The organism is Paenibacillus sp. NPDC093718 (assembly GCF_050279985.1).
In the GTDB taxonomy this organism is placed as follows: domain Bacteria; phylum Bacillota; class Bacilli; order Paenibacillales; family Paenibacillaceae; genus Paenibacillus_AQ.
The window spans coordinates 526,269-539,652 of sequence record NZ_JBNNUS010000004.1 but is presented as its reverse complement, the minus strand read 5'-3'; the positions used below and the strand labels follow the sequence as shown (position 1 = coordinate 539,652).

10 protein-coding genes are annotated in these 13,384 nt (G+C 49.7%); 8 read left to right on the top strand and 2 right to left on the bottom strand.

From position 1 onward, the window contains the following. Nucleotides 1-135: 135 nt before the first annotated feature. Both ACQKPA_RS15275 and ACQKPA_RS15270 read right to left on the bottom strand, forming a co-directional pair. Nucleotides 136-2,769 carry a family 16 glycosylhydrolase gene (locus ACQKPA_RS15275; protein WP_427493468.1) on the bottom strand — a complete coding sequence of 878 codons (2,634 nt, stop codon included), beginning with the start codon at nucleotides 2,767-2,769 and terminating at the stop codon, nucleotides 136-138. A 178-nt stretch (nucleotides 2,770-2,947) separates the two neighbouring features. After that, the gene (locus tag ACQKPA_RS15270; protein WP_427493467.1) at nucleotides 2,948-3,334 is read right to left on the bottom strand and encodes a hypothetical protein; all 387 of its coding nucleotides are present in this window, start codon (nucleotides 3,332-3,334) and stop codon (nucleotides 2,948-2,950) included. A 204-nt stretch (nucleotides 3,335-3,538) separates the two neighbouring features. Between ACQKPA_RS15270 and ACQKPA_RS15265 the strand changes: the two genes are divergently transcribed. From ACQKPA_RS15265 to ACQKPA_RS15230, 8 genes are all read left to right on the top strand, one after another. Continuing rightward, complete coding sequence (locus ACQKPA_RS15265; RefSeq protein WP_427493466.1) at nucleotides 3,539-4,024, top strand: MarR family winged helix-turn-helix transcriptional regulator; 486 nt, start codon at nucleotides 3,539-3,541, stop codon at nucleotides 4,022-4,024. A 63-nt stretch (nucleotides 4,025-4,087) separates the two neighbouring features. Continuing rightward, complete coding sequence (locus tag ACQKPA_RS15260; RefSeq protein WP_427493465.1) at nucleotides 4,088-5,287, top strand: ArsA family ATPase; 1,200 nt, start codon at nucleotides 4,088-4,090, stop codon at nucleotides 5,285-5,287. 29 nt (nucleotides 5,288-5,316) lie between these two features. After that, a complete protein-coding gene (locus tag ACQKPA_RS15255; protein WP_427493464.1) occupies nucleotides 5,317-5,505 on the top strand; it encodes a hypothetical protein in 189 nt (62 codons plus the stop codon). 614 nt (nucleotides 5,506-6,119) lie between these two features. Next, complete coding sequence (locus ACQKPA_RS15250) at nucleotides 6,120-8,024, top strand: sensor histidine kinase (RefSeq protein ID WP_427493463.1); 1,905 nt, start codon at nucleotides 6,120-6,122, stop codon at nucleotides 8,022-8,024. Further along, complete coding sequence (locus ACQKPA_RS15245) at nucleotides 8,021-9,571, top strand: response regulator (RefSeq protein ID WP_427493462.1); 1,551 nt, start codon at nucleotides 8,021-8,023, stop codon at nucleotides 9,569-9,571. Before ACQKPA_RS15250 ends, ACQKPA_RS15245 begins: the two co-directional genes overlap by 4 nt. 242 nt (nucleotides 9,572-9,813) lie before the next feature. Continuing rightward, a complete protein-coding gene (locus ACQKPA_RS15240; protein ID WP_427493461.1) occupies nucleotides 9,814-10,743 on the top strand; it encodes an ABC transporter permease in 930 nt (309 codons plus the stop codon). A 21-nt stretch (nucleotides 10,744-10,764) separates the two neighbouring features. Continuing rightward, nucleotides 10,765-11,712, top strand: a complete 948-nt coding sequence (locus ACQKPA_RS15235) for a carbohydrate ABC transporter permease (RefSeq protein ID WP_427493460.1) — start codon at nucleotides 10,765-10,767, stop codon at nucleotides 11,710-11,712. 115 nt (nucleotides 11,713-11,827) lie between these two features. Then, complete coding sequence (locus tag ACQKPA_RS15230) at nucleotides 11,828-13,348, top strand: ABC transporter substrate-binding protein (protein ID WP_427493459.1); 1,521 nt, start codon at nucleotides 11,828-11,830, stop codon at nucleotides 13,346-13,348. Nucleotides 13,349-13,384: the final 36 nt, after the last annotated feature.

The following is a 13,384-nucleotide window of genomic DNA, read 5'->3' as shown; positions in this document are numbered from 1 at the left end:
CTGATCTGCTGAAGAAAGGCCGTCGATGATGTCGACGGCCTTCTGTTTGCCCTGATTTAATTGACATTGCGCGATTGCAACCCGGAGCAGGCACCGGTTTACCGGCAGCGACATGTCTGTCAAAGCTTACCCGGTTTACTCCGGTGTTCCTTGCGTTACCCCATGAACATACGTCAGCCAAGGCGTGTCCAGTGCTCCTTGCCCCGGGTTATAGGTAAAGAAATACTCGACGGTATCCCCATGCTTCAGGTTGTTTACAGGGTAGGTATAGTTGCCGTTCCCCGTTGGGGCCATGGCTACGTTTAATTGCCCGCCATTATTGATCTTATAATGTAAATCGGCAAAGGTCGCGCCATTGACATAGAACAGCAAGTCATCGCCGATCTTCTTCAGGCCCTTCGCCTCATCACCGATGACGATCACGGTGGATGGCGCCGGTACAACGGTAATCGCGGCGCTGGCTGTTTTATTGCCGTCAGCGGTTGTCGCCGTGATGGTTGTCGTGCCCGGAGCGAGCCCAGTCACGAGACCGCTTGCACTCACGGATGCGATGCCGCTGCTCGCAACCGACCACGTGACCTGCTTATTCGTTGCATTGGACGGCGCCACGCTGGCGTTTAGTTGAACACTTTGCCCGACTTCCACTTGTGCCGTGGCCGGATTCACCGTTACGCCGGTAACAGACACGTTTCCTGGATTCTGGCCACCGCCTTGCCCTTCTTTATAAACACGGACATAGTCCACCTGCATCGTTGCAGGGATATCGGACGGATCCGGGGTCCGGCCGCCGTCAAAGGTACCGCCGATCGCCAGGTTCATAATGAGGTAGAACGGCTGATCGAATGGGGCGTTCGGATTGTTCGGCGCGGCTGCGGAATACCATTGGTCGCGGGTTACTTTAAAGAAGAACTTGCCATCCACATACCATTTAATATTGTCCTCTTCCCAGACGACCGAATAGACATGATAGTCATTGGCAAAGGTTTGTCCTTCAGGGAAGTGATACTCGCCGGAAAGATGCCGGTTCGTCGGCCATTGTCCCCCAAAGTGTACGGCGCCGCTCGTCGCACCAGGCAAGCGTCCTCTTGCTTCCATCACATCGATTTCTCCGGAGGATGCCCACGTCCCATACACATGATCCTCCGGAAGCATCCAGAGCGCAGGCCAGATGCCGTTGCCGGTAGGCAGCTTGGCACGGAAATCCACTCGGCCGTAGGTGAGAGAGAAATGATCTCTGGTGTTGATTTTGCCGGAGGAGTATTGTGCATACCGACTAGGATCCTGCGGGAAGGATTTTGGCTCATTCAAGGCCTTGATATTAAGCTTTCCGTCCTGTACAAAAACATTTTGTGCACGATCGGTATAATGCTGCAGTTCCGAGTTGCCCCAACCCCAGGTATTGGGATCGTCATTGAGATAATAACCTGTCTCATAATTCCATTTGCTACGATCAAGTGCGGTCCCGTTAAATTCATCCTGCCAGATGAGATTCATGCCCTCGATGGCAGAGTCGCTTGGCGTTCCGATCGGTATATCCTCCTGGTCGGTTACATCCGGGCGCGGAGCATCCGGGTTGCCAATCAAGGTATAGTTGACAAAATTGCTGCCCACACTGCCACCGGCCTGCCCATTTAGCGGATAGCCGATACGGATCTGCATATCCTCCTGGATCGGCTGGAACCATAGGCCATAGATATGGTCGGCCCAATATCCCCACTGATTGGCATCGGACATGTTATTGTAGCCATTAGCGGCATATACAAATCCGCTCTGGTTCGAATTGTCCAAATCCACCCATTGCCCGTTGATGTTAATCTGGTATACGAAATTGCCAAGCTCGGTGCCGATTGGGGCGCCTCCATCAATCTTAGGCAGCGGGATGCCGATAGCGCCGCTCGCATCAGCTGTAAAGGTCGTTGCTTCATAAGGCGTAAGGACATAAGAGTTTCTTGCGGGCTCATTAAAGGTGATGGTATAGACGATGTTAGCCGAAGAGGTCTTCGATTCCAACTTGACGTTGATCGACTCCGTGACGTTAAACCAGTAGCCGCCGCCTCCATCGGTGAATTGACCAAAGTTCTGATCATAGATCCAGCCGCTGGCTGCATTGTTGTCAATATCGACCCATTGGCTGCTGTTTACGGGCTTTACATACACTTTCAAATCATCCGCTACGGCGGCATAGGTTATAGCCGGATCATTATTGAATATCGGATAGGTAAAGCCGGCACCGCCCGTAAAACCTGCCGTAATTTGCGGTCCTTGCGTCGGGGTCATCGCCGTGATGGTTGCTTTGTTGATGTTTTCAAAGACGAGTGAATATTCAAGCGTGACCCCATTGGCTTTGGAATACAGCTGAATCTCCGTTGTTGCGGAGAGCGTGAACCAATAGCCGGTAAAGCCGCCGTCGTTCCAGTGGCCCCAGTTCTGGTTATAGACAAAGCTGTCGACACTGTCGATATCGACCCAGCTGCCATTTACTTTCACCTTTACTCCCAGGTCCTGGGCAACATCATTCCAGGTGGCAGAGCCTCCGTTGAACAGCGGCATGACAAAACCGTAGCTGGCCTGCCCAACTCCTGATTTTGTGATGACAGGTCCGTCTGCAGCTGAGAAGTAAGACATTGAGGTAATGGTGGTTCCAGCAGCCTCAGCTGCCTGAACCCTCGAAGTCGGCAATAGGCCGATGGCGGCGAGCATCACGACCGCTAAGAACAAACTCAATAACTTTTGCCTATACCGCCTTTCCGAAATTTGAGATCGCTTCATAAAATACCCTCCCTTAAAAAAATTGTCGATTCTCCCAGACTATGTGCGTAATGTAAAACGCTTACACCCGAAGAACATCTTTATTCTATCGAATTGCATAATCAGAAGGATAGGTACCATTTTTTTGGTTGGGTCCCATAATTTCGGGTTTATATAATGTTGGCCTATATACTAGAGCCTATTGCAGCGTTAGTCCCAAGACGGTCAGAATGAACGCAATGGTCATCAAGATCCAGCTGGGATGAAGGCGACGCATTACCCAAAAAGAGATGATTGCACCGTACAGAAAAGAACTGCCGGCTAGCAGGCCCGTCACGAGCCTTGCCTCCTGCCCGAACCAGATCGCGGCTGCAATCAAAAAGAGCCCACTGAGTAACCAGTTGAATGTGCTGAAATGTAAAAGCAGCATCCCAAGCCTTTGCAGCGGTGCAGATATTCGCCCATCCGCTTCCAAAACCGTCTCCATCGGCTTAATGATCACCCGTTTCATGAGAATGCCGTGTGCCACTGCCGTGCCGCCGCCGATGACACCGGCCATTGCCAAAACCATACTATTCCAATCCATATCCATGCACCTCCAACAAAATATTAATACGATTTCGTAGTAATGACTGGGAATCAATGTAACACTGAGAATGAAGTGCTGTCAATCATAGGTTTTACCTGCTAATAAAAACATCGTATTAAAAAATCAGCAGGTGATTGAAATTATTACGAAATCGTATTAAAATAAGCGCAGACGTATTATTGCGAAATCGTACGAAAAGGAGTGACCGGTATCCAACACCTATATGACCTCTTCCTCAAGACCGGTCTGCGTCCGTTTGCTTTTATGACCGATACGCTTCAGCTCGAACAAAAAGTGACTCGCTCCGATATGTCAACGCTGCTTATTTTGCTCCTCCGTGGCGATTTGACGATGTCGCAGCTGGCCTCCGAGATGGGGGCACCTTTAAGTTCGATGACAAGCATAGCTAAACGGCTTGAACGTAAAGGCTTGATTGCACGGGCTACGTCTGCACAAGATCAACGGGTTAAGCTCGTCACGCTGACGCAGGAAGGTATGCAGCTGGCAAAAGAGTGGGAGCAAATCATGATGGCGATGCTGAGCAGATTGGAGACGGCATTTACGCCTGAGGAAATGGAGCAATTCACGACACTACTGTTCAAGGCAGCCAGAGTCTTCCAGGATGGGGGACCTGTAACGCTTCAAGAAAAGAAGCGTCATCCCGTAAAGATTCAGATTGAAGAATAACCGGTTCAAGCCGGATTCTTCCGGCTATTTACTACGAAATCGTACTAAAAGGAGCGGATGGATATGAGGATCATCATCTACACAGGCAAAGGTGGCGTCGGCAAGACGAGTATTGCGGCGGCGACGGCAGTGAAAATGGCCAAACAAGGCAAACGGACCCTTATTCTCAGCACAGATGCGGCACACAGCTTAGCAGATTCGCTGGCGGTACCGATCGGACCGGATCCCGTCCAAATCAGCGACAACTTGTGGGGGCAGGAAGTGAACGCGATCCGCGAGACGGAGCGCAATTGGGGAACCGTCCAGGGCTGGATCACGAAATTACTCGACAAAGCGCAGCTTAAAGATGTCACTACAGAAGAAATGCTTGTGTTCCCAGGCATGGAGGAGCTTTTCAGTTTGCTGAAAATCAAGGAACACGCTGAAAGCGGGCAATACGACGTACTGGTGGTGGATTGCGCCCCGACCGGAGAGACGCTGCGGCTGCTTAGCTATCCAAACATATTGAATTGGTGGCTGGAGAAGATATTCCCGACCGAACGCAAATTGATCAAGATCGTGCGGCCCGTGGCCAAAATTGTAAAGGATATTGATCTTCCTTCGGATGACGTGCTGGACAGCATTGAGCGGTTAGCACGCGGCTTGGAGGAAATGCAGCGGCTCGTTCTGGACCCGGAGATCACGTCGGTCAGGATCGTGCTGAATCCGGAGAAGATGGTGCTTGCCGAAGCAAAGCGCTCCTTTACCTATTTGAATTTGTTCGGTTTCAATACGGATGCAATTATCGTTAATCGGGTGCTGCCGGATGAGGCAGGGGAAGGATTCTTCGCACATTGGCGGGACATTCAAAAGAAATATGAGGAAGAAATCGTGTTGAACTTTCAGCCGCTTCCGATTTTGAAGGCACCTATGATGCAAAAGGAAGTTATCGGACTCCCTATTCTTGAAGAATTAGCGGATGTCGTTTATGGAAATCAGGTTCCCTCTGCCATGTTGTATCGCGGCAGAACGGAGACGATCCGGGAGGAGGACGGAGATATGCTGCTGGAGCTTTCCATTCCCTTTGTCGAGAAGGCGGATCTGGATTTAACGCAGACAGGTGACGAATTGACCGTAGATGCAGGCGCCTATAAACGCAAGGTCATTCTACCAAGAACGCTGATGGGCCGCGAAGTTATAGGTGCGAGGTATGCGAAGGACCGGCTTATCATCCGTTTTGGCAAACGGGAATTGACAGCACAAGGAAAGGTTGAGGATAAATGAGAAGCGCAGAGTTTAGGAGGGAACGAGTGATGGAAAATCTGTTTCGAGTGGAGCGTTTGTTGGAAAATCTGGAGCGACATCAAACCAAGGAGCATGTAAAAAACGCGGTCAAGGAATGGCTGCTTGCTTCTCGATCTGTGATCGACAGTGTCATCGACACGATCGAGGAGGAAAAAGCTGCCCCTGTTGCCCGCAAAATTAATATTTCAAAAGAGTAGCAACGATTGGATGAGATGAAGTTACTTCAAGCATGATCGGGAGATGGCGCCCCGATAGTCGTGCATAACAAATGGGCCATTCCTTGTGGAATGGCCATGCATCGGCTTACAGGTAGATCCTCCGGGCCTCCTCATTGAAAAATTCGATTACGTTCGGATACTTGGGAATTCCATATTCAAAGTCGTCCAATGAAACGGACGGTAATCCTCTATTAAATTCTAGATTTAAATATTCATTGAATAGTGATTGAAGTTTCATCCTTCATATCCTCTTTCAATTATGATTTAACGTTCGTAATTAACGAGTTGTTAGCAACCTCTCTTCTTCTCTTCTCTATAGATATTCAACACATCGCGGGGCATTCCTCTGCGCTTCGATATCATAAATACAGTGAGCTGACTTGTCCCGTTCCATTCCAAACGTAGTGTAGTATTTCCATTTCCCGTTCGGTCAGAACGAACGGGATGCCACTCCTTGCTGCCTTCGCAATTCATCAATTCCATACTAGAATACGTTTATGCCGCGTTCGGCGGCATGAAGCGGAGTGCCGATTCGTGGGCCTCGGAAAGCGCGTGATTTATTGCTTTGAGCTTCATAAAGATGCAAATTTCAATTGCCGGGTTTACGGAAAGGGTGTACACTGGGTGCCGAAGTGACGACCATTATAGAACAGGGTGTGTTTCATATTTTCAGACTGCGCCAATTCTATTTAAATCATCTGAAGCGAAAAATGTTCAACAAAATCGTTGTGCTGTATTCGACCGTCATGATCGTGCTGTTCGCGATTGCGGCAACCCTGGTTTATCAATACCAGACGCAGCGCATACTCCGCGAGCAGACCGATGCGAATCTTAAATCCGCGCATGTTCTGAACATTTATTTAAGCCGTCAGTATGAGGGCATACAGAATATATTTCAGCAGATTTACGGAGATGCCACGCTGAGCGATGAGCTGATCTACTTTTTGAACCACGAATATGAGAGTTACCTGAAATACCGGCTGGATTTGTACACCAGGACGGGAGAACAGCGTTTGCGCTCTTTCAATACTTTGCTGAAAAATTATCTGGAGCAGGAATCAAGCGCCAGAAGCGTGTCGATCTACAGCTATCCGAACAATTTTTACATGCATATCAGCCGGACCAACCAGCAGTTGAATAATGAAGCGGGCTCCAAGAACAAGTGGGAGACCTGGTTCGCCCGCCGGGAGCAGCACAGCTGGGATACCATGCCTCAAAACGAGTCTTCGCGTTCATCCGGAGGCTCCAGTCCAAGATCGTATTCCTATTCGAGAGAGCTGAAGGACCCGTGGACCCTGAATCGGGTGGGGATGATGAATGTGGAGTTCGACGCCCGGCAAATTTCATCCTGGCTGGAGAGCCGTGCTTCGGTAAAAGGCCGAATCTTGGTGTTGAACGCACAGGGAACCGTGATTTACGATTCGGAGGATGAGTACTACGGTCAAACCTATCCCTATCACCTGGAGCAGGAAAAAGCCGGGGACTGGGTGGAGCTGGACGAACCCTCCAAGGTGAACATCTTGAATGTCGGCAATGCGGGACTGTCGGTGGTGGGCATTGTGTCGCAATCCCTGATCGAAGAGAGCACGGAGAGTTTAAGAACGGGATTGATTCTGGTCACCCTGGTGTTTATGGCGGCCAGTTTTGCGATTACGTTTACGATCGTTCGCAAGTTCTCCAAAAAAGTGCAGCGGATCATCCGCTCGATGAACCGGATCGGCGAAGGGGATCTGTCGACGCGCATTCAAATGTCCGGCGAAGACGAGCTTCAGCAGATTTCCCGCCGGTTTAACGACATGGGCGACCGTTTGGAGCAATATATCGATAAAATGTATACCTCCGAAATCAAGCAAAAAAACGCGGAGCTGGTTGCCCTGCAATCCCAGATCAACCCCCATTTTCTATACAATACGCTTGAATCCATTCGCATGAAGGCGTACTTTGTGGGGGCCAAGGAAGTGGGGCAAATGATATACAGCTTGTCGGTCATGTTCAAGAACATGGTAAAGAAAAGCACGGTGGTTACCGTTGAAGAGGAAATGGACATGTGTTCCGTTTATCTCGACTTGTTCCGCATTCGCTATGACGGTCGGCTGGAGACGGAGATCGAGGTGGATCCGGAAATCCAAAGTGCCAGCATTATCAAGCTGCTGGTTCAGCCGATCGTGGAAAACTATTTCGTTCACGGATTTCGTCCGCTGGAAGACAACAATAAAATTTCAGTCCGAGCTCATGGGGCAGGGGACCGGGTCGTGATCACCGTATCGGACAATGGAACGGGGATTTCGGAGGAAAAGCTGACCCAAATCCGCGGCACGCTGAACAAAGTTCTCCAGCCTCCCGAAAAGGGCCACCGTTCGATCGGGCTGATAAACGTTCATGAACGAATCGTGCTGAACTACGGGAACGATTACGGAGTGACTATAAACAGTACAGAAGGAAAGGGAACCGAGGTCCGCATGGAAATACCGATGCTTCGCAAGGGGGAGACGACATGAGGAAGGTATTTTTTGTTGATGACGAGCCTTTGATCGCTCAGGGCTTGGCCACCATTGTGGATTGGCAGGACTATGACCTGCATGTGTCTGGTTCGGCCAACGATGGGTTACAGGCGCTTGAGAGGTTGAGGGAAGAGCCCGTGGATCTGCTGATCACGGACATTATGATGCCCAGAATGAACGGGCTCGAGCTGATCAAGAAGGTAAAGGAAATACATCCCCGCACCAAATTCATTGTGCTAAGCGGGTACGAAGAATTTGAATATGTGAAGGTGGGGATCACGCTCGGCATTCAGAATTACATTTTGAAGCCGATCAACATTGAGGAGCTGGAAGCCACCATTAAGCATATCCGAGGCGATTGGGAGCGCGAGGAATTGAAACGGTTTCGCTCCGAGGAGGATTGGAAGATCCTTCGCAGCAATATTTTGCAGCGATGGGTCAACGGCGACATCAAAAGCTCGGAATTAAAACAAAGAGCCGAACTTCTCGGAATTCCGCTGAATTATGTGTCATACCAGGTTTATGTTTTGCGGCTCATATCCGACGAACGCCCGGTATCCCAGCTCTATCGCGTGACCAGCCTAGCCGATGAATTTTGCCGAGCTTTCTCAGAAGAGCTTGGGGGAGATCATGAGGTGATCTGCTTCCCTGATGCGGATGACGACATCGTTGTGATGTCAGTCGCGATGAATGAACGGAAGGATGCGGCGCGGCAGGGCATGAGCAATGCCATGGCCAAGCTGCGGGAGCTGACCGGTTTGCGCATGTGGTGCTCCGAAGGGAATGCGGGCTTCAATGATTTCAAAGACATTCAGGAAAGCTACAGGAAGGCGAAGGGCCATTTCAACGCCTACTTGATTGCCGGAGATGACATGACCCTGTACAGTCCGCCTGCGGAACCGGGGACCGTTCAGGCTTCTTCGTCGTCCGCTCGTCCCGACACGTTCGCGAAGCTGCTGATCGAGGGAGACGTTCCCTCCTTGCAAGCCTATATCGAGTCTGTTCTCGGCGGCGGCAGCGGGGAGCCGACGGTACCCCGGGGAACCTGCCTGAATGCGGCAGTCCAGCTGATGATCGCGGCGAAGGATATGGAGAAAAATCCCGATTACAGCGAGGTATTTACGCCAATGCACCGGATTAATACGCTCCAGGGACTCCGAAATCATGTATGGCGTATCGTCGAACGCAGCCTTGCGCGTCTAAAAGAAGCCGATCAGGGCTATAGCCTGCATGTCTCATTCCTTGTAGAGCAGGTGCAGCACCATTATCCGGAAGAGCTTTCCCTGAAGACGCTGAGCCAGCGGCTGCAGATGCATCCGAATTATTTGGGGCAGCTTTTTCAGCAGGAGGTCGGAGCAAGCTTCTCGGATTATTTGAACCAGTACCGCATCGAGAAAGCCACGCAGCTCCTGTTACATACCGATCAAAAGACGGCGGATATTGCGTTCAGCGTAGGTTATACGGACAGCTCGTACTTTTACAGGCAGTTCAAAAAATATACGGGCGTGTCTCCAACCGAAATGAGATCCATGTATCGGATCTAAATTAACCGTAAACCATTTGTGGCAGGCTCAGGGCTGATAAGCTTTGGCCTGTTTTTTGTTATTTTCTGGGGATTCTTTAATTTATCCATCCCGTTCTAGTATTTTTCAACTTGAGCGCGATAGCGCTTACTTGGCACAATGAATGTAGTTAAGGGCGAGTGATAGAATAGCCGTATTGATCATGGGGGATCTTCTAGAACAGTCGCATCACTTGTATTTAACGGGGAAGAGGAGGAGTGCTCATGTCGGGGTTCATCAAAAAGGTTATACGCAACCGGTTTATGCTGCTGATGATACTGCCCGGAACCATCTGGTTTCTTATCTTTGCTTACTTGCCCATGTTCGGCACCGTTCTTGCGTTTAAGGACTTCCGTATAAGCCCGAACGGATTTTTTGCCAGCGTGTTCAACAGCGAATGGGTAGGGTTCAAAAACTTCGAATATCTGTTTACAACCAATGATGCCTATATCATTACGAGAAATACGATTCTGTACAACCTGGCTTTTATTATCCTGGGCCTGATCATTGCGGTGGGCTTTGCGATCATGCTAAGCGAGCTTGTCAACAAGCGGACGGCCAAGGTATATCAGACCGGCATGTTTCTGCCGCATTTTTTGTCGTGGGTTATTATCAGTTATTTTGCGTTCACCTTCTTGAGCGTAGACAAAGGGACGTTGAATCAAATCATCACTTATTTTGGGGGAGAGCCGATCAGCTGGTACGCCGAAGCTAAATATTGGCCCTTCATTCTCGTTTTTGTCGGCATCTGGAAAGGCGTGGGCTACAACAGCGTGATTTACCTGGCAGCTATTACAGGGATCGACAAGTCTTATTATGAAGCGGCTGTTATCGATGGAGCCAACAAGTGGAAGCAAACGCGGTACATTACGATACCGCTCTTGAAGCCGCTTATGATCATACTGACCATATTGGCAATCGGGGGCATCTTCCGTTCCGATTTCGGATTGTTCTATCAGCTTCCAAAGGACTCGGGCGCTCTCTACCCGGTAACGAATGTTATCGATACCTTCGTCTACCGCGGATTGATCAATATGGGGGACATCGGAATGAGTACGGCAGCGGGCTTGTATCAATCGCTTGTAGGGCTGGTTCTGATTCTAGTCGCCAATTATATCGTTCGACGAATTGAAAAAGATCATGCAATCTTCTAATCCGAGGGAGGTGTACCGTTCATGACGCAGCTATCAACGCAAACCGCGAATCAGCCGGCAAAGCGTTCAAAGAAGAGAGACTACAACGCCATCTCCCCATTGTGGAATACGATTTTCAATATCGTGATCGGCCTCTTCTCGTTCTCCTGTATCTTTCCGTTTCTATTTGTTATTATTATTTCCTTGACCGACGAACAGACTCTGGTCCTGGAAGGCTTCAGGCTGCTGCCGAGTCAGTTCAGTACGGCGGCGTACGAATATATTTTTGAAACGGGGGGCGAGCTGCTGTCCTCATTCAGCTTAACGCTCCTGGTTACGGTACTGGGGACACTGGTGAGTCTGGCATTGGTTACGACTTATGCCTATGCATTGTCCCGTCGAAACTTTGAATTTCGAGGCTTTTTCAGCTTCCTTGCATTCTTTACCATGCTGTTCTCGGGCGGTATGGTACCTGGTTATATCGTGATGACCCAGTTCCTGCATCTGCAAAACACGATCTGGGCGTTGATATTTCCTTTATCCTTGAGCGCGTTCTCCATCATCGTCATGCGAACCTTTTTCCAAACGACGATTCCGGATGAAATTATCGAGTCCGCCAAAATCGATGGCGCCGGCGAGTTTCTGACCTTTATCCGAATCGTGCTGCCGGTCTCGCTGCCGGGGATTGCAACGATTGGTTTGTTCAGCTCTTTGGGTTACTGGAACGACTGGTTTAATGCCTTGCTGTATTATAACAATCCACAGGCGACGCCACCGCTGCAGTTCATGCTGATGAAGATCGAGAAGAATATGGACTTCCTGACGCAGAATGCGCAGAATATCGGTTCATTCGATGCAGCAGCCGGCCTGCCGACAGAGACGGTAAGGATGGCGATGGTCGTATTGGCGACACTGCCGATTGTTATGGCGTATCCGTTCTTCCAGCGATATTTTGTCCAGGGCCTGACGGTAGGCTCGGTCAAAGGCTAATTTTATATGGTTGTACCCGCATCGCACACTGCCGGAGAAATCCGGCTTTGATGTATCAAGTGTGTAAGCGGTGTCAATATAGCAATAACCATTAAGTGATACAGGGGGAAAACACATGTTTAAGAAAAAGGTTTCTATACTGTCCCTTGCTCTTGTGCTTCTGCTGACGGTCGTATTGTCGGCTTGTGGCAGCAAGGAAGGCGCTAAGTCCGGCGAGCCTGCGAAGGAAGAGGCAGCCGTTCAGAGCGACGGCACGGTCGATGTTTCCAAGCTGGATCCGGTCAAACTAAAAATGTACATGATCGGGCCTAATCAGAAGGATCTTCCCGTAGTTCAAGAGGAAATCAATAAATATTTGACGGAAAAAATCAATGCAACGATCGAGATCAGCATGATCGACTGGGGCGATTACAGCCAGCGGATGCAGGTTATTACAAGCTCCGGCGAGAATTACGACATCGCCTTCACTAGCTCATGGGCATTCGATTATCTTCCAAATGCAGCGAAGGGCGCGTTTAAGCCGCTGAATGACCTGCTTGATCAGTATGGAAAAGGCATCAAGGAAACATTGGATCCTCGTTTCTTGGAAGGAACGAAGGTCAACGGCGTGAACTATGGCATCCCGGCTAACAAGGAATTGGCACAGCAGTTTGTATGGCGCTTCAATAAGAAGTATCTGGATAAGTACAACCTGGACATTTCCAAGGTGACAACACTTGAGGATCTGGAGCCGCTTCTGAAAACGATTAAAGAGAACGAGCCTGCGGACATTACGCCGCTTGCCGTACCGAAAGGCTTTAAGCCTTACTTGCCGGTCGACTTCCCGCTTGGCGATGAAATTCCGATCGGGATGTACCTTGACACCAAAGACTTTAAATTTGAGAATCTGCTGGATTCACCTGAACTGAAATCGGCTCTGACCACGATGCGCAAATATTATAAAGCGGGTTATGTACGCGAGGACGTAGCGACGCTCGACGGGATTGATAACATCAAAACCGGCAAATGGCTCGTGGACCGCGAGATTACACAACCATACGCGGAGCTCGGCTGGTCCAGAAACGCGGGATATGACATTGTGACAAGACCGATGCACGATCCAGTCATTTACACCAGCTCCGCTGCGGGCTCGATGATGGCGATTTCTTCTTACTCCAAAAACCCGGAGCGGGCGATGATGTTCTTGAACCTGCTGAATACGGATGAGAAACTGCGCAATATGATTCAATACGGTTTGGAAGGCACGCACTACAAGAAGCTTGAAGGGCCATACATCGAAGATATGCCTGCTATGCAGGAAAACTATGCCATGCCTGGATTTGCGCTCGGCAATATGTTCCTGACGTATCTTCATGAAGGCGAGCCTGAAGACAAGTGGGAAGCATTCGAGAAGTTTAACAGCTCGGCTGTGGTAGCTCCTACGTTCGGCTTTAACTTCGACACGGCTCCGGTAAAAACGGAGGTTGCGGCCATCACCAACGTAGCGAAGGAATTCATTCCTGCGCTGTACACCGGCTCCATCGATCCTGAAGAATACTTGCCAAAAGCAAAACAAAAATTCCAGGATGCTGGAATTGACAAAGTTATCGCTGAAGCTCAAAAGCAGTTTGATGAGTGGAAGGCACAAAACAAGTAATTCATAATAAGTGTATGAGGGGTAGAAACGGCTGAT